Source organism: Colwellia sp. PAMC 20917 (genome assembly GCF_001767295.1).
Taxonomy (GTDB): Bacteria; Pseudomonadota; Gammaproteobacteria; order Enterobacterales; family Alteromonadaceae; genus Colwellia_A.
In genome coordinates this window covers 1524639-1548699 of sequence record NZ_CP014944.1, presented here as the reverse complement: position 1 = coordinate 1548699, position 24061 = coordinate 1524639, and the positions used below count along the sequence as shown (strand labels likewise).

Sequence of the window (24061 nt, the reverse complement as noted above, 5' to 3'; positions counted from 1 at the left end):
TTTTCAATAAGAGTAAAGAGGCTTTTTAAAAAAGCTTCTAATAAATAACATTAATACATTAGGAGTTTTATCATGGCTTTATCAGTAGTCACTAACGTTTCATCATTAAATGCGCAACGTAATTTAAGTAAATCAGGGGAAGGCTTAGCAACGTCCATGCAACGTTTGTCATCAGGGATGCGGATTAATAGCGCAAAAGACGATGCGGCAGGTTTACAAATTTCAAACCGTCTAACCTCACAAATCAATGGTTTAGCAGTCGCGCAGCGAAATGCTAACGACGGTATTTCAATGGCACAAACGGCCGAAGGGGCAATGCAGGCCTCTACTGATATCTTACAACGAATGCGTGAGCTAGCATTACAATCAGCTAACGGATCTAACTCAGACAAAGATAGAGCAGCCTTACAAAAAGAAGTGGCGGCATTACAATCTGAATTGACTCGTATTTCAGATACAACTTCATTTGGCGGACAAAAACTATTAGATGGCAGTTTTGGTACCAAATCATTCCAAGTGGGTGCAAATGCAAATGAAATTATTAACGTTACGATGAAAAGTACAGCGGCTGATGCTATCGGTGTCAATGCAAAATCACTAGAAGCTACAGTAGCTAACGTTGGTTTTGCTGCGGCTATTGTTAGTACCGGAGCAGGTACGTTACTTGCTAGTAACGTTGCTGGCGGAACTATTGGAATAGACAATAATACTGCTTCAACTATAGGTGCAAACTCTACGGCAAAGGCTGCAGCAGCAGCGATGAATGTATCTTCAGGTACTACAGGCGTTACCGCAGAAGCAAGTACTGAAGTGAAAATGAGTGCGTTGGGTGATCCAGGTACTGTTTCTTTTGCATTAAATGGTATTGGTATATCTGCAGCGATTACAGATAAAACGGATTTGTCAGCTTTAGCTACAGCGATTAATGATAAATCTACTCAAACAGGTGTTAGTGCTACTATCGATGATGCTGGTAAATTGTCAATGGTTGATTCCGACGGTGATGATATTGAAATTGTATCTTTTAATAATACAGGAACAACAAAAACGGTAAGCTTAGAGGCTGTTGATGCAGACGGTGATACTAATGCAGCCATCACAGTAACAGCTGGTGCAGTTTCAGATACAGCGCGTATAACTGGCGCAATTAAGCTTACTTCTGAAGATGCTTTTTCAGTAACTGTTTCACAGGCGACTATGGGTGTGTCAGGCACCTCAGCTTTAGATGATGTAGCAAAAATTAATTTGGATACAGCTGATGGGTCACAAAGTGCGTTAGTGGTAATTGATGGCGCTTTAGCACAAATAGATTCAAGCAGAGCTGGTTTAGGTGCGATTCAAAATAGGTTTAGCCATACGATTAGTAACTTATCTAACATCCAAGAAAACGTATCAGCGTCACGTAGCCGTATACAAGATACTGACTTTGCTGTTGAAACAGCGCAAATGACTAAAAACCAAATATTACAACAAGCAGGTACGTCAATCTTAGCGCAAGCGAACCAGATCCCACAAGCAGCAATTAGCTTAATTGGTGGTTAGCTCTAACCGTTAGTAATACCATTAACCTCAATCATGTGGTTAATATTAAAAAACCGAACGAAAGTTCGGTTTTTTGCTTTTATAACTTATGTTTTTAGAATTTGTAGGGGAGAGTAGGGAAACTTAAGTAGCCTGAGCTTTATCCCAATCAGTTATTTAACCCTAATTTACATTAATTAAGAACTATTTTAATAAAAAGATTAAAGTTAATTTTAACCCTGCCGTTAAGGTGATTAGAACGGGGACTGGAAGCATTTACTGAAAGTTCCAATTTTATAAACTAATTAACGCATTACATATTTGTAATCAGGAGTTTTAACATGGCTATTTCAGTAATTACTAACGTATCTTCTCTAAATGCTCAACGTAACTTATCTAAATCTGGAGAAGGGCTTGCTACATCAATGCAACGTTTATCATCTGGTATGCGAATCAACAGCGCGAAAGACGATGCCGCTGGTCTACAAATATCAAACCGCTTAACTTCACAAGTTAATGGTTTAGGCGTAGCACAACGTAACGCTAACGACGGTATCTCCATGTCACAAACTGCTGAAGGTGCGATGTCTGCATCTACAGATATTTTACAACGTATGCGTGAATTAGCATTGCAATCGGCTAACGGCTCCAACTCAGACAAAGATAGAGCAGCACTACAAAAAGAGGTAACTGCATTACAATCAGAATTAACACGTATTGCAGAGACAACGTCTTTTGGTGGTCAAAAACTATTGGATGGCAGTTTTGGTACTAAAGCATTCCAGGTGGGTGCAAACGCAAATGAAATCATTAATGTTTCAATGAAAAGTACAGCGGCTGCCGATATTGGTATTAATTCAAAATCACTAGAAGCTACAGTAGCTAACGTTGGTTTTGCTGCGGCTATTGTTAGTACCGGTGCAGGTACGTTAGTAGCAAGTAACGTTGCTGGCGGAACTATTGGAATAGACAATAATACTGCTTCAACTATAGGTGCAAGCTCTACGGCAAAGGCTGCAGCAACAGCGATGAATGTATCTTCAGGTACTACAGGCGTTACCGCAGAAGCAAGTACTGAAGTGAAAATGAGTGCGTTGGGTGACCCTGGTACTGTTTCTTTTGCATTAAATGGTATTAATGTCTCTGCAGCGATTACAGATAAAACAGATTTGTCAGCTTTAGCGACAGCGATTAATGATAAATCTACTCAAACGGGTGTTACGGCTACTATCGATGATGCTGGTAAATTGTCAATGGTTGATTCCGACGGTGATGATATTGAAATTGTATCTTTTAATAATACAGGAACAACAAAAACGGTAAGCTTAGAGGCTGTTGATGCAGACGGTGATACTAATGCAGCCATCACAGTAACAGCTGGTGCAGTTTCAGATACAGCGCGTATAACTGGCGCAATTAAGCTTACTTCTGAAGATGCTTTTTCAGTAACTGTTTCACAGGCGACTATGGGTGTGTCAGGCACCTCAGCTTTAGATAAAATATCAACGGTTGATTTAACAACGGCGAGTAAGTCTCAAGATGCATTAGCTGTTATTGATGGTGCTTTGTCTCAAATAGATTCACAACGTGCTGATTTAGGTGCGGTACAAAACCGTTTTGGTCATACGATTAGTAACTTATCTAACATCCAAGAGAATGTATCAGCGTCACGTAGCCGTATTCAAGATACTGACTTTGCAGTAGAAACAGCTAATATGACTAAGAACCAAATCTTGCAACAAGCAGGTACGTCAATTTTGGCTCAGGCTAACCAGTTACCACAAGCAGCACTAAGTTTAATCGGTTAAGCTCGCAGTCATTAAGGTTTAGGTCCAGCCTAAAATGTGAAAAAGGAAGGGGCAATTATACCTCTTCCTTTTTGTGTTTAATTAATCGTAGTTATTTTATGTTTAGACAAGGATATTCATTAGTCTGAAACAGCTGTTGAAATAACATAAGGAGTCTATAATGAGTGTAATAGACAGTAGTACAGACGTTAGTTTGGCTAACTTAACTCCTGAGTTTAGAAAGCCTAGCGAATCGATAGAAGTTACCGGTAATACTAAAGATAATAAACTCATAGTAAGTGATAAGAATTCTGCCATTGTTGTTAGCGAACAAGCGGAACAAGCGGAACAAGTTAGTGAAGAGCAATTAACACCACAACAACTCGAGAAAGTGGCTCAGCAATTGCAGGACTTTGTTGGAGAAATGAATCGTGGCTTAGAGTTTTCTGTTGATAAAGATTCAGGACGCGATGTGATTAAAGTTATTGATAAAAGTAGTGGTGACTTAGTTAAACAATACCCTTCAGAAGAAGTATTAACTTTAGTAGCTAAGCTGTCTGATTCAGTAGGCGGTTTTATTGATGCTAAGGTATAATTGTTTGTAACTTGTCTGGTCTCGATATTAGACTTAATTTCACATATGAAATATTAAGGGGGTCTTATGCCTAATTTAACGTTTACAGGGATAGGTTCTGGTTTACAGGTTAGCGAAATTGTTGAAGCTATTGTTGGTGCTGAAACCGCTCCTTATGTTTCTCGATCTAACAAACAGCAATCAGCGATTACCACTGATATCTCTGCTATTGGTGCACTTAAATCGGCATTAGAAAGTGTTACTAACTCTATTGCTGATTTGGCTGACGCTGATAATTATCAATTGCGTAGAGCCAGTGGTGCAGATAGCTTTGTTAACTTAACGGCTAGTAAAGATGCTCAGATTGGTAACTATTCAGTTAAAGTGGATGCCTTAGCGCAATCACACAAGTTAATGTCTGGCGCTATTGGTGACACTGAAGCTGTTGGCGAAGGTACGTTAAATATTGCTGTAGCAACCAGTAATTTTGATATTGCCGTTTCAGCAACCGATACCTTAAGTGATATTCGAGATGCTATTAATGACAGTGTTGATAACGATTCTGTTATTGCCACCATAGTCACCGATGATTTGGGTCAGCACCTTATTATGACTAGTAAAGAAACGGGTGTTGCTAATGCTATTACTACTACCGTTAGTGATCTTAGTGATGGTAATGACACTGATAATCTCGGTTTGTCTCGTCTTGCTTATGATGTTTCAGATGTCGATCCGCTAAATCATATTACAAATTTAGCAGAGATTGACAAAGCTGTAGATGCGCAAATTACCGTTGATGGTACTTTGGTTGTTTCTAGTAGTACGAACGAATTTAAAAATGTTATTGACGGTGTTGATATCACGGCAAAAAAAATGCATGACGTTGATGATGATATAAGCAAAATTAGTTTTAGTGCTAATAATGCTAATATTCAGTCTGGTGTTGAAAAATTTGTTGAAAGTTATAATGAATTACAGAAACTAAGCAAACAACTAGGTGCCGCAGGAGAAGGTGGTACTGGCCCATTAGCGGGTGATTCATTATTACGTGGTGTTATGGGGAAATTACGCCAAGAGCTGAGTAAAAGCTTTGATACAGGTAATGGTAATAGCATTTCTTTATCTGAACTTGGTGTGCGTAGTGACCGTTATGGTGTGTTGACTTTAGATTCTGAAGATTTGAATGAATTCATTGAAAGTGATGTTGCTGGGGTAGAACAATTTTTTGTCGGCTCTGACTCAACTGATGGTTTTGCCAGTTCACTTAAAAGTCTTACAGCGTTTTATACTGATACAGACGGCATTATTCAAAATCGTATTGACAGTGGAACCAGCCAGTTAGAGAGAATAGATGATGACCGTTTAGCGTTTGGACGTAGAATTGAGTCACTAGAGGCACGTTTATATGCCCAGTATAATGCAATGGATTTAATCGTTGCCGGTTTGAACTCTACTAGCTCTTACTTGATGGCTCAATTAGATAACATGCCGGGTGTGGTACGAAAGAATAAATAAAGACTAGTGGCTTGGTTGTTTGATAAATTCCCCACTGAATGAGCTCTGCCTATGGTTGAGCTGCTCCTAATCACCTCAATTGCAATTTTTTCAATTTTTTTCTAGTTGCTTCAACTTGAATTTCCTTTTGTTTTTTCAATACCAAGCGTTGATATTTCAACAACATCAGAAGCAAATACTCCTAAATTAGGTTTTAATGGCATGTCTTTCGTTATAGATGCAGATTTAGAATCAAGACTACGCGCTATACCACTACTTGCGGTCAACTGATTTTTAACTGACATAACAGCACCCCTGCATCGTTCTAATTAGCTTGCCAATATCCTCAGTATAGGGTGTAAAATAGAAGGTTGAACAAAAAAAACAGATGTATTGGTTTACTCATTTATAATGGGGGGCTTTGAATGAGCTTAATAGGTCACAAGTTGAGAAAAGAGGAAAACGATTACTCGGAGTAGGTGCTAATACTTTTTATAGGATTTAATGATTTTTGTACTATTCTTGAGTTTAATTATTTGCTCAGTGATTATATTTTTACAGGCTTTTGATTGGCTAGTTAATTCATTGTCAAGACTGGTCATCTCAATTATTAGGGCTTCCTCTGATGATATATCGATAGATGAAAAATGACTAAATAAGTGAGTGATTAATTCTTTTCTTTGGGACATTAACTCAGGTAGTTGACTGATTTCTTTTGAATTTTCTTCTTCAGAAGTTTCAGCTAAATCGTGAGTATTCTGACTGTTTTTTTGCACTGACTGTATGCGCGACAATAACTGTCGCGATACATCGTTTATCTGTTTAATGGCTGTTTTTGTGTTATTTGGCACTAAAAACTAACCTTACCCTGGCTTTCTAGAGGAATGGAGTCCCAACCAGACTTTATAGGTAATAATATTTGGATAACCTCCTCTAGCTTGTCAGGGTCATTATTACTGCTAGCAACTAATAACTGTTCTGAACAATATTTATAAAGTGAAGCTAAGTTTTCTGAAACTTCACCACCTTGTTTAAAATCAAGAGAGCCCTCTAAAACACCAATAATAGCGATAGCGTTTGATAGCTCAGTGCCTTTTTTTTCAAAATTGTTTTGTGAAATTGCGCCTTTAGCAGTAGCGATATTACCTAATAATTTTTGAAATAGCATAGCAACTAATTGATAAGGTGATGCCTGCTGAGCAGTGCTTTTATTGGTTTGTTGATACTTTTTAAGTGATGTATGTGTCATAGACACCTCCTCGTTAGCTATACCTTCAGTATAGAAAACTTGTAGAATTGAAACAATAGCTTTAGACGTTAACTTTTAAGTTAGCTAACTTAAACTAAAGGTTGGTTATTTACAGTTACCGCAAAGCCTTCATTTTGTGCTTTTTGATAAGCCTGCAGTAACACATCATGAGTTATATCTTCTTTGTTATTTAAGACACCGTTGCTTATTACCTCAATATTATCCCAACCGCGAGTGACTAAATACTCTTCTATTTGACTGATTTGTTGTTCAAAAGGCATTTCTTTTGAAAACATATTGAACTCGTGACGGGTCCCTTTAGTAAACTCTTTATTATCATGCATTAATTCAGCCGTGCCATTTATGATCAACATCTGATTTCCTATTATGTAAAATATGGTTATTAATACCAACTATGCTTTTTTTATGCCAAATATTTTGATTGATTTTATTAATATTATTTATTTCACTAAGTGATTGAAGTTAAATGTAATTTATGACTTTTAGATAATAGTGCTAACCGTGATAATTATAAAAATAAATATATTTAGCGTAAGCAGATGGCAAAATTTTGACACTCGCTTTAGCCGAGTAATTTTAATATAGACTCTGCAGCTATGTTGCTCTGTGCGAGTAACGCGGTTGTTGCTTGTTGCTTAATTTGTAAAGAGGTTAATTGCGCTGTTTCTGTGGCAAAATCGGTATCTTGTATTCGAGAACGACTTGCAGAAACGTTTTCACTAATATTGCTTAGATTTGAAATGGTGTACTCTAATCTGTTCATAAAAGCACCTAAACCTGAACGCTGTTGCCCTATATAATTAAGTGCATCATCAATTTTTTTGATTGCTGATTGGGAATCTTCAATAAGGTCTACATTAGCAAGTCCCATATTTTTACTGGAAAAGCCGGCAATTTCTAAATCTATGGTTTGGTTAGCATCTGCACCAATTTGAAAGTCAGTTTTTGAACCCGCTAATGTAAATGCCGTACTATAATTTGCTAAAGCGACTTCGTCGAAAGCATGACTATCCCAGTTAACACCAGCGCCATAATCACCAGCATTATTATCGTCATCTCCACTTACAAAAAAAGCACTGAAATTTGCCGTTGTCGGAGCACCGTTTGCGCCGACGATAGTTTCTGCTCTGCTTGGTCCACCCGAAGCATCTAAACCACCAAAAGCGCCGTTGTCAGCATTGCCCGTATTTATATCACTGGTAATAAAATCTTCAAAAGTAGTGCCCGCCATAATTTCAGACCTTAACGCCTCAGTATTTGCATAGCTCGTGGTAGAATTTAAAGCAGCATCAAATGTTTGTCCGCCTGCAAGTGCGCCCATAAAAGATTTTATGCCCGTACTGCCAATCTGATTTTCGAGGTAACGCATAGCAATATAGCCGCCAGAATAAACCCCTGCCACTTCAGTTGGCGTTGAAAGTGGAGCACTATTATTGGAAAATATTGAGTTTAACTGTGATTTTATTGCAGGAACGCCTAGGTTTGATATATCGGCAGCGACTCTGGAATCAGCACCACTAACAGCTTCAGCGGTACCCTCTACAAACCAAGTAGGTGTGTTAGATAAGTCCATTTGATTTGCCATAACGGCATGAACCACTTCATGTAACAATGTTGATTTTAAAAGTTTTGTTTTATCAGCATCAAGTGAAGAGAAATCAGCTAAATCTATAGTCATAGTTAAATTGGCGCCAGTGCCACTAGCATAGGCAACTGAAGCTAATACGCCGCCAACAGCGTCAAATTCTAGGTCTATTTTAAATTTAGCCCCATCGCCTGTTAAGCCTAATACATCTTGAATGATGTCTTCAGATTCAGCTAAAACACCACTTTGAAGAATTTGAAGAATATTTCGCTCAGCTTCAGTTCCTCCACCTGAAGCAACTTGATCCGTTTGCTCAAAAATATTATCACCCCCAAAAGAGGTGGTACTATTAATTCTGTCTAATTCTAGCTTTAATTGCTCTGATTCTTTATTTAGAGCGCCCTTATCGTCTGTAGATAATGATCCATTACTCGCTTGTAGTGAAAGGTCACGCATTCTAAAGAGAATATTGGTCGATTCGTTTAAAGCACCCTCAGCCGTTTGAGCAATTGAAATACCGTCGTTAGCATTGCGCTGTGCTACAGCCAGACCATTAACTTGTGAAGTTAATCTATTTGATATTTGTAAACCGGCGGCATCATCTGCTGCTGAATTAATGCGCATACCAGATGACAGTCGAGCAAAGGTTACCGATAACTTATTAGTGTTATCGGTGAGTTGACGTTGCAAAAACAAACTAGTTACATTGGTATTTATGCTAACCATGGGGCTCTGCTATAAAAAAATTATCCTAGAAAATTTATCGGCAAATTTTTATTTATCTTTAGACCTTTTTACCTTTATATGAAGATAGCGTGATTTATCATTTAGATAGAATCACTTTTTTGGACTTGCTTTATCGGTTAACGACAATAAATATCATACTATTTAAGTCAATTTTATGGCGTTGTAGTGTCAATTTATTGTTGCTTATTTACTATATCTCGCTAGAATAAAATTATAGATAACAAAAATATGGTTTTTTTAGATATATGCAGGGTCAAAAACATGTACTTGTCGTTGATAACGACATTGCCAGACGCGATCAAATAGCGACCGTATTATCATTTGTCGGTGAACATTTTTATGTGTGTCCTGAAGATGATATTGAGCAGTATTTTAAAGACACTGATAATATTCTTACGGTTGTTTTGTGTGGCAAGGTCAGTGATTTACTGGTCGATTTTGTTAAAAAACACCCTGAAACACCTTTTATCCTCCATGATGTACTCGACGCGACTTTATTAAGTGGTGCTGTTAATGTTTTAGGCAGTTTAGCTGTGCCTTTAAATTATGCTCAGCTTACCGAGCAAGTACATCACTGTCATCAATACCATAACCAATTACCCTCCAAGCGAAATCACAACGGTCCTAATTTGTTATTCCGCTCTTTGGTGGGCGCCAGTGAACCTATGTTACAAGTGCGCTTTTTAATTGAACAAGTGGCTTGTACGCAAGCCAGTGTCTTGGTTTTAGGTGAGTCAGGTACGGGTAAAGAAGTTGTAGCACGTAATATTCATAATTTATCTGACCGCGCTAAGGGGCCTTTTGTTCCAGTTAACTGTGGCGCTATACCCGGTGAATTATTGGAAAGTGAATTATTTGGTCATGAAAAAGGTGCCTTTACGGGTGCTATTTCTACCCGTAAAGGGCGTTTTGAAATGGCTGAGGGTGGCACATTATTTCTTGATGAAATAGGTGATATGCCGCAACCCATGCAAGTGAAGCTACTTCGTGTTCTGCAAGAACGTACTTTTGAGCGTGTCGGTGGCGCTAAGAGTATTAAAACCAATGTGCGTATTATTGCTGCAACCCATCAGCACTTAGAAGATATGATCACCGCGGGCACATTCCGCGAAGATTTATTCTATCGTCTTAATGTTTTTCCTATTGAAACACCGGCATTACGTGATAGAAAAGAAGATATTCCATTACTGATTAAAGAACTTATTTCTCGTTTTGAAGCCGAGCAAGGACAAGGTGTTCGTTTTACTGAGCAAGCGATTGAATCTTTAAAATTACATGCTTGGGCAGGTAATGTTCGAGAATTATCTAACTTAATTGAACGTATGATCATTATGTTTGCTGAGCAAGTGGTTAATGTCAGTGAATTACCGGCAAAGTATCGTCATATTGATGTTGAAGAGTATCAACCTGAATACCCTGATGAGTTGCAAGAACGTGATGCGATAAATGAGCTATTTTCTGGCTTTGATTATGATGACGAAGAAGATACCAGCAGTTTTGATGACCAACCAGATGAAGCATCTGTGGTTGATGTTTTGCCAAACGATGGCTTGAATTTAAAAGAATACTTAGCGGACCTTGAAGTGTCGATGATAAACCAAGCACTTGATAAAAATGATTGGGTTGTTGCACGCTCGGCAGAATTATTAGGGATGCGTCGAACCACATTAGTTGAAAAAATGCGTAAGTATAACTTACAAAAAAACATTAACTAATATCCTACGTTAACCAAATGTATTGATTGTTATATCCGTTATTACACCAGCTGTTGTACTGGAAAGTATCGCGAGGGTTAGCGTCTTTATCTTTGGTTGAATTGAATGTTTTTAGACAGTAAAGCCAAATCTTTGACGGCAAGAATTGTTCTAAAAATAGCTTCTAACATCATGTAAATTAATAAAAAACCTCTTTGGCATAGTTAATGCTTTATTCAGTTGGTATTTCTAAATTGAGTAAAGTATATGGCCGTTGCAGTTTCACATTCATCAGCATCTTCTAAATTGTCTACACCCATTCATTGTGTGGACGATAATCTGTTTCATAAAGCTAAGTTTGCTTTTACTCCGCAGTCATTTGCCCATAGCGATACGTTAGAAAGTGAAGCATACCGTGGCGAGCTATCGTTACTTCGTCAAAAGTCTAATCAACTCGAGCAAATTATTGATGTTATGCCGACCGGGATGATAATGCTTGATGGTAACGGTATTGTTATTAAAACCAATAAAATTGCTAGTTTGTTACTTGATGAACCGATTCTTGGTCAAGCTTGGTTTGATGTTATTAAACGCTCCTTTAAACCTCGTGCCGACGATTGGCATGAAGTGTCATTGAAAGACGGCCGCCGAGTTAAATTAGAAATTACTGCTCTAGGTGATCAACCTGGCCAGTTAATTATGATCACTGATTTGACCGAAACGCGTTTATTACAAGATAAGCTTAGCCATATGCAGCGTTTATCGTCATTAGGTCATTTGGTTTCAAAGCTTGCTCATCAAATTCGCACACCGCTTTCTGCTGCTATGTTATATGGCGCAAATTTAAAAAATAAAAAGCTTTCTTCAGACGATCGAACTAGCTTTCAAGACAAATTAATGGCGCGCTTGCACGACCTAGAACAACAAGTAAACGATATGTTGTTGTTTTCAAAAAGTGGCAAGCAAAAAGTTGTTGAACCACTTTCAATTAATAAATTGATTACCCATTCAGTTAACGCCGTAGAAGCATTAATTGTTCAGGCCAAAGCGAAAGTAAACATTAAACTTTGTGATGACGATTGCCAAATCTTAGGTAATAAACGTGCGTTAAGCGGTGCTATTGAAAACTTAATTCACAACAGTTTACAAGTTATTAAGCAGGGTGCGGAGATTTCCATTACCACCTACTGCCAAAATGAATACGCTTATATTAGTGTACAAGATAATGGTCAAGGTATTAGTGAAGAGCTTGCCAATAAAATTTTTGAACCTTTTTATACATCAAGGGCACAGGGAACCGGCTTAGGTTTAGCGGTGGTAAAGTCAGTTGCTAAGGCTCATCAAGGCGATGTTCGCTTAGTGAGTAAGCCAGGAGAGGGCGCGCACTTTTGTATTCACTTACCTATTTTAGACACAAACAATGTTAACGGGGAGAACACTAATGAGTCAAAGTAAAATATTAGTTGTTGAAGATGATGCAGGATTACGTGAAGCCCTGATGGATACTTTAAAGTTATCAGGTTATCAATGTATTGAAGCTCAATCAGGTGAAGATGCTTTACTCACGCTTAAAGAACAAAGTGTTGATCTCGTCGTTAGTGACGTGCAAATGGATGGTATGTCGGGCTTAACACTACTCAATAGTATTAAAAGAAATTGGCCAAATTTACCTGTGCTGATAATGACGGCATATGGTACGATTCATGATGCTGTTCAAGCGATGCGTGATGGCGCCTGTAATTATATGGCAAAACCTTTTGCGCCAGAAGTGCTGCTCAATATGGTTAACCAATATGTGCCATTGAATGTGACTAGTCGGCATGAACCTGTGGTTGCTGACGCACAAAGTATTGAACTATTAGCGTTAGCAAAGAAAGTCGCGACCACAGATGCTTCTGTTATGGTGCTCGGCCCCAGTGGCTCTGGCAAGGAAGTATTAGCACAATACGTTCATTACCATTCGAACCGAAGTGATAAGCCCTTTGTTGCTATAAACTGTGCTGCAATTCCAGAGAATATGCTGGAAGCGACTTTATTTGGTTATGAAAAAGGTGCCTTTACCGGAGCCATTCAAGCGTGCCCAGGTAAATTTGAACAAGCACAGGGCGGTACTATTTTATTAGACGAGATCACTGAAATGGATCTTGGCTTACAAGCAAAAATTTTACGGGTCTTACAAGAGCGAGAAGTTGAACGCTTAGGAGGTCGTAAAACAATTAAGCTTGATGTTCGTGTTATCGCAACCAGCAACCGTGATTTAAGAGTTGCTGTAAAAGATGGTATCTTCCGTGAAGATCTCTACTACCGTTTAAATGTCTTTCCATTAACTTGGTTAGCATTAAATAAACGCAGAGATGATATTGTGCCATTAGCCAAACATTTAATTACTCAAGCATCGTTAGCGAATAACATGGCTATTCCAGAACTAACCGCTTCGGCGAGAAATAAACTGACGAGTTACGATTGGCCAGGCAATGTTCGTGAATTAGACAATGTTATTCAACGAGCCATTATTTTGCATAGCGACCAGATTATTAATGCCGGTGACTTGTTAATTGAAAATTTCGACAGTGAAATTATTACTGATGTGGCGTTAGAAAATAATAGCGAAGACATGCTTGGTAATGAATTAAAAGTACAAGAGCATCAAATTATTCTTGATACCCTCACCGCTTGCCAAGGTAGCCGTAAAGATGTTGCTGAACGATTAGGCATTAGCCCTAGAACGCTTCGCTATAAAATAGCAAGAATGCGTGATTCGGGCATTCAAATACCAGCCTAACAATAGCTAAAAAGGGTAATATTCCTATAAAGCCAATATTTTCATTTAAAATATTGGCTTTACTGTTATTTGCAGTTTTCACTCATTAAACCTTCCATAACCTCGATAATTCTTTAATTCTCATACTGGCACCATGCTTGCAATATCATCGTTATATCGTTACTTAAACCGTTATTTATAGGCTTAGTAGCAAAAAATTGACACAAGTGAGTAGCTCATGAATATCGATACCAATTCTTTATACGCACAAATGCAAAGTATGTCGCTTGGAAACTCTTCGTTGCAGGGGGCTTCATTTGAAAAAATGGGCAATAACCTTGGTATGGGAGACAGCGCTATTCCAGCGCTGAATAAGTCGACCAGTAATTTTGGCGATATGCTTAAAGATGCGGTGAATAATGTCAATGATATTCAAAAAGAGTCTGGAGCAAAGAAAATAGCTTTTGAAATGGGCGACCGAAGCGTTACGCTCGCTGATACCATGGTTGCTTCCGCTAAAGCTGGTATTGCTTTTGATGCCACCGTACAAGTACGTAATAAGTTTGTTGAAGCATATAAAGAAATAATGAATATGCCAGTTTAACAATACCTTAGTATAAAATAGATAGTATTTCGTAATAAAATCAAGTGGTAGTGGAGAAATTAAGTGGCTGATACTGATAATAATTCAATGGTTGCTGCCGATGGCGGCACCGGGTTAATGGCAAGTGATGGTGCTGATAATATGGCTGATGAGCAAAAATCAGGCTTTGCTTCTGCTATGGGTAATGTCGATTTATTACGCCAAGTCACCTTAATTATGGCATTAGCAATATGTTTAGCTATCGCTGTTTTTGTTATTATGTGGGCAAATCAAGCCGAATATAGATTTCTTGCCAAACAACCTACCGAACAATTAATCAAAACAATGGACTTTCTAGACGCTAACCAAGTGGATTATCGTCAAGCAAACAACACTATTTCAGTACAAAGTGATCAATATCAAGAAATTAAAATTTTACTCGCTCGTGAAGGTTTATCTGATGAACCAACAGAAGGTAGTGAAATTATTATGCAAGATATGGGTTTTGGTGTCAGCCAGCGCCTTGAAACAGAACGTCTTAAGTTTTCTCGTGAGCAGCAATTGGCTCGCACCATTGAAGAACTGCAAGCTATCTCTAGAGCAAAAGTCTTACTGGCGATACCCCGCGAAAATATTTTTGCTAAACGCACCCGCAGCGCATCTGGCACTGTGGTACTAACTATGCGTAAAGGGCGGATGTTATCTGAAGAAGAAGTTGACTCTGTTGTTGATATTATTGCTTCTGCCGTTCAGGGAATGGAGCCTAACCGAGTTACAGTGACAGATCAAAATGGTCGTTTACTTAATTCAGGCTCACAAACCTCTGTTTCTTCTCGCTCACGCAAAGAGTTTGAAATGGAGAAAAAAAGAGAAAATGAATATTTAAACAAAATAGACAGCATACTCATCCCTGTTGTTGGCTTAGGGAACTACACCGCACAAGTTAATGTGACTATGGATTTCACCTCAAGTGAAGAAATGCAGCGTCGTTATAATTCAGATTTACCGGCACTGCGCAGTGAAATGAAAGTCGAAGACAACACGATTGGCGGTTTACTTGGTGGTATTCCTGGAGCGTTAAGCAATCAGCCACCACTGGATTCAAATATTCCAGAAAATGCGAATGGTGGTGCACAACAAAGATCAATGCCTGGTCGTAAACACCTTGAATCAACAAAAAATTATGAATTAGACGAAGCTATCAGCCATACCAAACAACAAGCAGGTGTCGTTCGTCGAGTAAGCGTTTCTGTTGCACTTGATTACTTGGCAACTGCTGATGCTGAAGGCGCGATTACCGATTCACCGAGATCTGTTGAAGAAATGTCAAATATTCGTCGCTTATTACAAGGGAGTATTGGTTTTAATTTACAACGTGGTGATGTATTAGAAGTTGTTACCTTGCCATTCTCTCGTCAAATTATTGAGGATGCTCCTAAAGTTCCTTTCTATGAGAATGCCGACATATTAAAGTTTTTCAAATTAGGCATGGGCGCATTAGTGATTATTGTATTGATACTTGCCGTTGTTAAACCTATGCTTAAACGTCTTATTAACCCTGATCAAACACCTGATGACTACGGTGATAAATCACTCGATAGCCACATTGATTTGGGTGATGAAACCATGGATATGCTAACATCAGATTTTGATGCGGCGGCAGTAGGTTTTGCACCTGATGGTAGTTTACAATTACCTGATTTACATCGCGATGAAGATATACTAAAAGCTGTTCGAGCGCTTGTTGCTAATGAGCCTGAACTTTCCTCTCAAGTGGTTAAAAGTTGGTTGAACGAAGATGAGTGATGAAATGCAAGAGTTAGCCCCTGCACCTAAGGGTTTTGACGTTGACAAACTTGATGGTGCAGAGAAAGCTGCGATATTATTACTAAGTTTATCTGAAGAAGATGCCGCGCAAATATTAAAACACTTAGAGCCTAAGCAGGTTCAACAAGTGGGCATGGTTATGGCTGCTATGGAAGATTTCACCCAAGAAAAAATTACCGCTGTTCATAAGCTCTTTATCCATGAAATACAAAACTTCAGTACCATTGGCTTCCAAAGTGAAGAATTCGTTCGCAAGGCATTAACTGCAGCATTAGGTGAAGACAAAGCCGGTAATTTAATTGATCAAATTGTCATGGGAGGCGGCGCAAAAGGTTTAGATTCATTGAAATGGATGGACTCAAAACAAGTAGCCAATATTATTCGTAACGAGCATCCTCAAATTCAAACCATTGTACTTTCCTATTTAGACCCTGATCAATCGGCTGAAATTATGAGCCAGTTTGCCGAAAAAGTGCGTTTAGATTTAATGATGCGTATTGCCAACCTTGAAGAAGTTCAACCGGCAGCATTACAAGAACTTAATGAAATTATGGAAAAACAGTTTGCCGGTCAAGCAGGTGCACAAGCCGCTAAAATGGGCGGTTTAAAAGCAGCAGCTGACATTATGAACTATTTGGATACCAATGTTGAAGGTATGCTAATGGATTCAATTCGTGAACATGACGAAGAGATGAGTCAACAAATTCAAGACTTGATGTTTGTTTTCGAAAACCTTGCCGATGTAGACGACCGTGGTATTCAAGCGATATTACGTGAAGTACAACAAGATGCGTTGATGAAAGCAATTAAAGGCGCAGATGATGTGCTGAAAGAAAAAATTATGGCTAATATGTCCAAACGTGCCGCTGAAATGCTGGCAGATGACCTTGAAGCTATGGGACCTGTGCGTATTAGTGAAGTTGAAGCCGCACAAAAAGAAATATTATCTGTTGCTCGACGATTATCTGACGCTGGAGAAATTATGCTTGGCGGCGCTGGTGGTGGTGATGAGTTCTTATAAACCTTATATTTTTAGGTCAGTCAAAACTTACTGTTATAAAATATTATGAAATTATTAAATAAATCGAATGCTGAAGTTATTAAACATAATCCCGAACAAGAAACCGATGTTTGGTCATTGCCGACGGTTGAATCTGAAAATAAAATTAAAGATGAAACAACCAATGCTATGGGAAAGAAAGCCGCTTGGCGTTTCGAGCCCCCTGAAGATTTTGTTGAAGAAGAAATCGCGCCATTAACGGCAGAAGATATTGAAAACATTCGTCAAGCTGCATTTGATGAAGGCCTTAATCAGGGTAAGGAAGAAGGTTTTGCTAAAGGTTATGAAGAAGGTAAAGTCTCTGGCCATGAAGAAGGTGTGGTACTTGGTCACCAAGAAGGGCTTGAAACCGGCTTAGCCGAAGCAAAAGAAAGTATTGATGAACAATCAGCTGCATGGGCGTCACTTACTGAACAGCTCCATAAGCCATTACTCGATGTCGAAAAAAATGTTGAACAACAATTACTTTATCTTGTCGTAGAACTCACCGAAGCGATTACCTTAGAAGAAGCTAAAACTAACCCTGATATTATTATTGCTGCGATTTCTGCGGGTATAAAAGCTTTACCTAGCCAAGAAGCGCAAACGCAAATTTTATTACACCCCAACGATATTAAACGTGTTGAAAAGCAATTTGGCGCTAAACATGTGCAAGAACAAGGTTGGCGTTTACTCGCTGCCCCGCAATTAGTTCCGGGTAGCTGTCAAATTGAAAATAGCACCTCTAATATCGACCTGAGTGTTAAATCTCGAATAAAAGAAGTATTGGACTCGTTTTTGCAAGATGCACTACATCAGTAATTTCTTGTACAAAAGAGTCAAAATACCGCTATGGTTGATATTTCTCGCCTTAATGAAAGACTAAAAAACTGCCAAGAATTTGTGCACCCGCATAAAGTCTCTGTTGCTGGGCGTTTAGTCCGAGTAGTCGGATTAACGCTTGAAGCTGTTGGCGTAAAAGCGGCAGTTGGTAGCCAATGTTTAGTCGAAACGGCACAAGGCGATTTAATCGCTGAAATTGTTGGTTTTTCTAAAGACATAACTTTTCTAATGCCAGAGCAAAGCTTACAAGGTGTTTTACCGGGTGCGCGCGTTGTGCCACTGACAACTAAAGCTCGCTTACCCTTTTCAATGGATTTACTTGGCCGAGTCGTTGACGGTGTTGGTAAACCACTCGACGGCAAAGGGCCAATCAAGAACTCAGGCAATTATCAAATAAACAATAAGCCGATTAATCCGTTATCAAGGCGTGGTATCACTGAACCGCTTGATGTCGGTGTGCGCGCTATTAATAGTTTTTTAACGGTTGGTATTGGTCAGCGTATGGGCTTATTTGCCGGCTCAGGTGTCGGTAAAAGTGTCTTGTTAGGTATGATGACACGCGGCACAACTGCTGATGTTATCGTTGTGGGGCTAATTGGCGAACGTGGTCGAGAAGTTAAAGAGTTTATCGAAGAAATTTTAGGCGAAGAAGGGCGAGCACGTTCAGTTGTTGTTGCGGCGCCTGCCGATAATTCGCCATTAATGCGTTTAAAAGGCTGTGAAACTGCGGTACAAATTGCTGAGTACTTTCGTGATCAAGGTCTGAATGTCTTGCTACTGGTTGACTCGCTAACGCGTTATGCCCAAGCGCAACGAGAAATAGCACTGGCTGTCGGCGAACCACCGGCAACCAAAGGTTATCCGCCTTCGGTCTTTTCAAAGTTACCCCAACTGGTTGAACGAGCCGGTAATGGTGGCGATGGTCAGGGATCAATTACCGCATTTTTCACCGTATTAACCGAAGGTGATGATTTACAAGATCCGATTGCTGATGCGGCGCGTGCTATTTTAGATGGACATATTGTTTTATCTCGTGCCTTAGCCGATTCAGGGCATTACCCCGCTGTTGATATTGAAGGCTCGATTAGCCGTGTTATGCCGATGGTGACCAGTGATGAGCATCAACAACTTGCTCGGCAACTAAAGCAAGTCTACTCACTATACCAGCAAAATAAAGATTTGATTGCTATTGGCGCTTATAGCCGTGGTAATGATCCTCGCATTGATCAATCCATTGATTTAATGCCGGTGATCAAGTTCTTCCTACAACAAAAAATGTTGGAAATTATTCCTTATGATCAAAGCTTAACGCAACTTCAAGAAATACTTTCTGCAGCGCAAGCACACGCGCAAGCAAAACAAGGCCAGCAAAATGCCTAAGCATAATAACGTTAACACTATTTTCGAAAAATTTATTAGCTGTTTAGCATTATCTAGGAGGACGTTATGCCATTAAAGCAACTGAATACCTTACATCGCTATGAACAGGATAAAGAAAAAAAAGCAGCGCAAGCACTGCAAACTGCTGAATTTGAATACCAACAAAATCTTGAACGTTTACAAAGTGTCAGTGACTATCGTCTTGAATATATGAAACGTTTGAATGCTCGCTCTATGGTGGGTATTGATAGCGCGACGTTTAGTCATTTTCATGCCTTTATTGCCAAGCTCGATTATGCTGCTGGGCAAGTTGATATTGCGATTATGCAGAGTAAGGCGATGGTGGAAAAGAGCAAACAGCTCTGGCTAGCGCAGCGACAAAAAATTCAAGCGGTAGAACTATTGCTTGATAAAAAAACACAAGCGTTGACCCTTATCGCTAACAAGCAAGAACAAAAAATGTTTGATGAAATTGCTACTCAACAATTTGTCCGTCGAAAAATGCGAGGATAAAGTGAATTAAATTGTAATTTCTAAGTGGAACAATACTTGCTTATTTAACTAATATAAAAAGTATTCGCAATAAACGACGTTGTCATCATTGTAAATATAGCTCAAATTTACCATTGAAATAAAAAGGTTTACTATGCCGCAAGTTACTCCATTAGCCATAGATATCTCGCCAAGTAAGGACTTTAGCCCTGTTCAGTCAGGAGCGATTAGCACATCCAAAAATTCAACTAAAGATTTTGCACAAATGGTTGACCAGCATTATCAAAGTCAACAAAGCGGCAAAAAGCAACAGGCAAGTGGCAATAACATGAAACTTGCTAGCGAAATTAATGCTGAAAAGAAAGCACCCCAAGAAAAATCTTCCACAACGGATGTGCAACCAAAAGAAAAGGAAATGGGTGGAGTTTCTGATGAGAAGGTTAATACAGAAATTAACCAAAGCGAAGCTTCACAAAGATTGCCTTATGATGATACAGCGACTAGTGAAAAAAATGTTCGAGTAGAAAATAGCCAAGAAGAGACACCGGAACACAAAGCTAGCGGATTAATTAATCTTGATACTAATTCCACCGCACCTGAAAATACAGATAAAAGTACCGAGCAATTAATGTCATTGTTATCTGCGTCACAACAACTATTAAATGATACGGTGAAAAATAACGGTGCGATACCATCACAACTTAATGAAAAACCATCAATAGTTGTGGCTGGTAGTAATCAACAAGAAAAAACACAGTTAGCAGCAATGTTAAGGCAAGTGCTTGGTGGCAATAGCCAAGAAAATGTAGTGACCAGTGATAATACCCTAGCAAAAGATAGCCTTGCGCCAGAGTTAGCTAAATCATTAACCGTTCCAGTAACCGTTAACAGTGAAATGCCATCAAAGAAAGTTGACCTAGCTAGCGAACCCAAAGTCGTTGCTGATAAAGTTGTGCAAGGGGAGGCTGAATTAGTTTTATCTGCATTATTGGAGAAAAAAACAAACAGTGAAGGACAAGATCCCTCGCTAAAAACAACGAATGTTAATGGCCAACTTTCCACGCAATCCGTTCCTCCTGCTCAAAGCGAAACGTCGTTAAAAGCAGAGCCGATTGTAGATAAAACCAATAATGTACCGAAACAGGCGATGCCTTTAAGTGATCTTGAAGCGCTATTAGCGGATATGGAAAAAGCGCCCACGGATACTGAACTTGAACAAATTAAAGCTGCACTTATCGCCAATCAAGACAAAGCTATAATTCCTGATAAAAGTAATCAAAGTATCAGCAATAGTAAAACGTCGGTCGATAAAGAGTTGGCTGGAGCGGTATTACCTGTAACCCTTAAAAATGAAAGCTTGGTTAACGAAATAGCAATTGATGCTGATAAGGTCAATACGAATAATGTTGTTTTTTCAAGCGTAGCTGTCCCAGGTGAAAAACAAGCTCAGGAAAATAACGCAAATAATAGTCGAGGGGTTAATCAGATAAACCAGAAAACCCTTGAAACACAAAATTTAAATGCCGGTGAACAATTTAAAGAGCCAGCTAAAGATCAGTCGGCAGAGCAACAAAACCAAAAGCAGGCACAAAGCTTAACTCAGCTTGATAAAGTGGCTAACAATGATGCTCAAGTCAAAGAAAAAACTATTAATGAAATATTTGATAAGAAACAAGTCAGTACAAGTATTGAGAATACTCTTAATAGAGATATGCATCGAGCCAATAATGAAGTAACAAAATCTACGGCTTCTGCGGAGGAAATGATCACTAAATTAACCAGTGACCATGTGCAATCAACGGCCCAATCAGCAACAAATGCCAAGCAAGTGACAGCCTTACAAAATGAAGCCTTATCGGTATACCGTAAAGACTTTACTGGCGCGTTGAAAGACAAAGTCATGGTGATGATGAACCAAAAGCTTCAGCAGGTTGAAATTCGTCTTGACCCACAAGAGTTAGGTAATGTGAACGTAAAAATAAATCTGCAAAATGAACAGGCGGTTGTTAATTTTACTGTTCAAAATCAGCAGGCTAAAGAAGCGTTCGATCAAAATTTGGGGCGATTAAAAGAGATGCTTGCTGAAAGTGGCGTGAATGTCGGTGATGCGAATGTCGAACAGCAAAGTAAACAAAAGAACCAAGAAGAACTCGGTGAAGGTCGCCAAGGTGGTGGTGACGGTAACGAGAATGAATTTTCAGATTTAAGTGATACTCAAACACTACATTTGGTTAAAGGTTCGTCAACTGGTATAGATTACTACGCATAAATGACAAAACTCATTGGCTCGCTGACCATTCAACGATATAGTTGACTGAAAGTAATTTTAACATTTAAATAGATAATAAAGGCTTGATGATGGCTGATGATAAAGGCGAAGGTAAAGAATTAGAATTAGACGGTAAAGGCAAAAGCAAAAAGATGATTATTATCATTGCTGCTGTTGTAATATTGGCTGTTGGCGGTGGAGCGGCTTATTTTTTTCTGGCTGGAGATGATGCTGTTTCTCAAGAGCAACTTGATGCTGAGCTTGACGTTGATAGTGCGACTGAAGGCGAAGTCGCTGAAAGTGTTACTGCCAGTACAGGCACTGCGCTTTATGTACCTATGCCAAGACCTTTTCGCTTTAATGTTCCCGGCGCTGCCCGCGACAGATTCGTAGAAATCAGAGTGCAGTTATTAATACGTGGCTCTGATAATGAAGAAGCGGCAAAGAAGCATGTACCATTAATTGAAAGTACTTTACTAGCGACTTTTTCTCAATCAAATGCCGATGATTTAGCAACCAGTGCCGGAAAAACCTCATTGAAACAGAAATCTTTAGTAGCAGTTCATAAAGTTATGAAAGAAGTTGAAGGTAGTAATGTGGTTGAAAAGGTATTATTTACCGGTTTTGTAATGCAATAAGGCTATGCGATAAAACAATGCATTTAATTAAAGAGACTATTCAGTGAGTGATTTATTATCTCAAGACGAAATTGATGCGCTATTACACGGTGTTGATGACGTTGAAGAAGAGGAGCTAGTTGAAGACTTTGCCCGTGAAGCTGGCAGCACGTCTGACTATGACTTTTCATCACAAGATCGCATTGTTCGTGGCCGGATGCCAACACTGGAAATGGTTAACGAACGTTTTGCACGCCATATGCGTATCAGTTTATTTAATATGATGCGCCGCACTGCTGAAGTATCAATTAATGGTATTCAGATGATAAAGTTTGGCGAATATGTTCATACCTTATTCGTGCCTACAAGCTTAAATATGGTACGTTTTCGGCCATTAAAAGGCACCGCATTAATTACTATGGAAGCGCGGCTGGTCTTTATTTTAGTTGATAATTTTTTTGGTGGCGATGGTCGCTATCATGCAAAAATTGAAGGTCGTGAATTTACGCCAACAGAGCGTCGTATTATTCAAATGCTGTTAAAGTTAATTTTTGAAGATTACAAAGAAGCTTGGTCACCCGTGATGGATGTCTCTTTTGAGTATTTAGATTCTGAAGTTAACCCGTCGATGGCCAATATTGTTAGTCCTACCGAAGTGGTAGTGATCAGCTCTTTTCATATTGAACTTGATGGTGGTGGAGGTGATTTTCACATTGCTTTGCCTTATTCAATGCTCGAACCTATCCGCGAGCTACTTGATGCCGGTGTACAAAGTGATAAAGAAGATACCGACATGCGATGGTCGAAAGCCCTACGCGATGAAATAATGGACGTTCCTGTTGAATTAACCACTAAATTTATCTCTGTAGACCTACCTTTACAAAAGATTATGGACTTAGAGAAGGGCGATATTATTCCTATTGAGATGCCAGAACATATTACGGTATTAATTGAAGGTTTACCGTCGTTTAGAGCAAAACTAGGCCGTAGTCGCGATAATGTTGCGATTAAAATATCTGAAAAAATTAAACGACCTGAATCAGTGAAAAACGAATTAACGATATTAACTAAAGGGGGTAAGCGCTTAGATAGCGACGCTGAATTACATCTTTTAGAAGACGATTTCGATTATGAATAATTTTATTAAAGCAGCAGTAAACAAGAAAATAAATTTGAGGCCAATGGCATGAGTGATAAAGACGATGATTTAGGCATGTGGGATGAAGCGATGGATGAACAAGCCGAAGCTGCAGCCAAAGCCGAAACTGTTGAGTTAGAAGAGCTTGAAGAAGATGCACCAATAACGGGTGATGAAAAACGTAAACTGGATGCGATTTTAGATATTCCGGTGACTATTTCAATGGAAGTTGGACGTAGCCATATTAGCATTCGTAATTTATTACAGTTAAACCAAGGCTCTGTTGTTGAGCTTGACCGAGTTGCGGGTGAATCCCTCGATGTATTGGTCAATGGTACGTTAATCGCGCATGGTGAAGTTGTTGTGGTAAACGATAAGTTTGGTATTCGATTAACCGATGTTATTAGCCAAATTGAACGTATTAAAAAGTTGAAGTAATA

At 39.0% G+C, this 24061-nt stretch carries 22 protein-coding genes; 17 read left to right on the top strand and 5 right to left on the bottom strand.

The window, feature by feature from the left end; translation table 11 throughout:
* Window positions 1–72 precede the first annotated feature (72 nt).
* The 4 genes from A3Q34_RS06610 (at window position 73) to fliD (ending at window position 5397) form a co-directional block, all read left to right on the top strand.
* Window positions 73–1542, top strand: coding sequence for a flagellin (locus A3Q34_RS06610; RefSeq protein ID WP_070374644.1), 1470 nt, complete (start codon window positions 73–75; stop codon window positions 1540–1542).
* 320 nt (window positions 1543–1862) lie between these two features.
* Window positions 1863–3329 (top strand): flagellin, encoded by a 1467-nt coding sequence (locus tag A3Q34_RS06605; RefSeq protein ID WP_070374643.1) that lies wholly within the window; start codon window positions 1863–1865, stop codon window positions 3327–3329.
* A 160-nt stretch (window positions 3330–3489) separates the two neighbouring features.
* Window positions 3490–3903: a flagellar protein FlaG gene (locus A3Q34_RS06600; RefSeq protein ID WP_070374642.1), complete on the top strand. Its 414-nt coding sequence runs from the start codon at window positions 3490–3492 to the stop codon at window positions 3901–3903.
* A 66-nt stretch (window positions 3904–3969) separates the two neighbouring features.
* Window positions 3970–5397, top strand: a complete 1428-nt coding sequence (fliD, locus tag A3Q34_RS06595) for a flagellar filament capping protein FliD (RefSeq protein ID WP_070374641.1) — start codon at window positions 3970–3972, stop codon at window positions 5395–5397.
* Between the two features lie 110 nt (window positions 5398–5507).
* On the opposite strand, the gene A3Q34_RS20415 is transcribed toward fliD, so the two are convergent.
* From A3Q34_RS20415 to A3Q34_RS06575, 5 genes are all read right to left on the bottom strand, one after another.
* Window positions 5508–5681: a hypothetical protein gene (locus A3Q34_RS20415; protein ID WP_157470862.1), complete on the bottom strand. Its 174-nt coding sequence runs from the start codon at window positions 5679–5681 to the stop codon at window positions 5508–5510.
* Between the two features lie 177 nt (window positions 5682–5858).
* Complete coding sequence (locus A3Q34_RS06590) at window positions 5859–6227, bottom strand: hypothetical protein (protein ID WP_070374640.1); 369 nt, start codon at window positions 6225–6227, stop codon at window positions 5859–5861.
* Window positions 6227–6625 (bottom strand): flagellar export chaperone FliS, encoded by a 399-nt coding sequence (gene fliS / locus A3Q34_RS06585; protein WP_070374639.1) that lies wholly within the window; start codon window positions 6623–6625, stop codon window positions 6227–6229. The genes A3Q34_RS06590 and fliS overlap by 1 nt, the downstream gene beginning before the upstream one ends.
* Before the next feature lie 89 nt (window positions 6626–6714).
* Complete coding sequence (locus A3Q34_RS06580; RefSeq protein WP_070374638.1) at window positions 6715–6999, bottom strand: hypothetical protein; 285 nt, start codon at window positions 6997–6999, stop codon at window positions 6715–6717.
* A gap of 209 nt (window positions 7000–7208) precedes the next feature.
* Window positions 7209–8957 (bottom strand): flagellinolysin, encoded by a 1749-nt coding sequence (locus tag A3Q34_RS06575; RefSeq protein WP_070374637.1) that lies wholly within the window; start codon window positions 8955–8957, stop codon window positions 7209–7211.
* A 266-nt stretch (window positions 8958–9223) separates the two neighbouring features.
* Here A3Q34_RS06575 and A3Q34_RS06570 point away from each other — a divergent pair, with 266 nt between their 5' ends.
* The 13 genes from A3Q34_RS06570 to fliN all read left to right on the top strand — a co-directional run bounded on the left by A3Q34_RS06570 (window position 9224) and on the right by fliN (window position 24059).
* Window positions 9224–10693 carry a sigma-54 dependent transcriptional regulator gene (locus A3Q34_RS06570; protein ID WP_070374636.1) on the top strand — a complete coding sequence of 490 codons (1470 nt, stop codon included), beginning with the start codon at window positions 9224–9226 and terminating at the stop codon, window positions 10691–10693.
* 246 nt (window positions 10694–10939) lie between these two features.
* Window positions 10940–12127, top strand: coding sequence for a sensor histidine kinase (locus A3Q34_RS06565; protein ID WP_083277923.1), 1188 nt, complete (start codon window positions 10940–10942; stop codon window positions 12125–12127).
* Window positions 12114–13454, top strand: a complete 1341-nt coding sequence (locus tag A3Q34_RS06560) for a sigma-54-dependent transcriptional regulator (protein ID WP_070374635.1) — start codon at window positions 12114–12116, stop codon at window positions 13452–13454. Before A3Q34_RS06565 ends, A3Q34_RS06560 begins: the two co-directional genes overlap by 14 nt.
* 217 nt (window positions 13455–13671) lie before the next feature.
* Window positions 13672–14037, top strand: coding sequence for a flagellar hook-basal body complex protein FliE (gene fliE / locus A3Q34_RS06555; RefSeq protein ID WP_070374634.1), 366 nt, complete (start codon window positions 13672–13674; stop codon window positions 14035–14037).
* Window positions 14038–14100: 63 nt separating this feature from the next.
* On the top strand, window positions 14101–15822 hold the full coding sequence (gene fliF, locus A3Q34_RS06550) for a flagellar basal-body MS-ring/collar protein FliF (protein WP_070374633.1): 1722 nt from the start codon (window positions 14101–14103) through the stop codon (window positions 15820–15822).
* Entirely contained in the window at window positions 15815–16864 is a 1050-nt protein-coding gene (gene fliG, locus A3Q34_RS06545) for a flagellar motor switch protein FliG (RefSeq protein WP_070374632.1), read from the top strand. Before fliF ends, fliG begins: the two co-directional genes overlap by 8 nt.
* A gap of 45 nt (window positions 16865–16909) precedes the next feature.
* The gene (fliH, locus tag A3Q34_RS06540; protein WP_070374631.1) at window positions 16910–17704 is read left to right on the top strand and encodes a flagellar assembly protein FliH; all 795 of its coding nucleotides are present in this window, start codon (window positions 16910–16912) and stop codon (window positions 17702–17704) included.
* Window positions 17705–17734: 30 nt separating this feature from the next.
* Window positions 17735–19105, top strand: a complete 1371-nt coding sequence (gene fliI, locus A3Q34_RS06535; RefSeq protein WP_070374630.1) for a flagellar protein export ATPase FliI — start codon at window positions 17735–17737, stop codon at window positions 19103–19105.
* Between the two features lie 66 nt (window positions 19106–19171).
* On the top strand, window positions 19172–19618 hold the full coding sequence (gene fliJ / locus A3Q34_RS06530) for a flagellar export protein FliJ (protein ID WP_070374629.1): 447 nt from the start codon (window positions 19172–19174) through the stop codon (window positions 19616–19618).
* Between the two features lie 133 nt (window positions 19619–19751).
* Complete coding sequence (locus A3Q34_RS06525) at window positions 19752–21866, top strand: flagellar hook-length control protein FliK (protein ID WP_070374628.1); 2115 nt, start codon at window positions 19752–19754, stop codon at window positions 21864–21866.
* A gap of 89 nt (window positions 21867–21955) precedes the next feature.
* Entirely contained in the window at window positions 21956–22504 is a 549-nt protein-coding gene (gene fliL, locus A3Q34_RS06520) for a flagellar basal body-associated protein FliL (RefSeq protein ID WP_070374627.1), read from the top strand.
* Window positions 22505–22547: 43 nt separating this feature from the next.
* Window positions 22548–23621 carry a flagellar motor switch protein FliM gene (gene fliM, locus A3Q34_RS06515; RefSeq protein ID WP_070374626.1) on the top strand — a complete coding sequence of 358 codons (1074 nt, stop codon included), beginning with the start codon at window positions 22548–22550 and terminating at the stop codon, window positions 23619–23621.
* A 48-nt stretch (window positions 23622–23669) separates the two neighbouring features.
* Window positions 23670–24059 (top strand): flagellar motor switch protein FliN, encoded by a 390-nt coding sequence (fliN, locus tag A3Q34_RS06510; protein WP_070374625.1) that lies wholly within the window; start codon window positions 23670–23672, stop codon window positions 24057–24059.
* The last annotated feature ends 2 nt before the right edge of the window (window positions 24060–24061 follow it).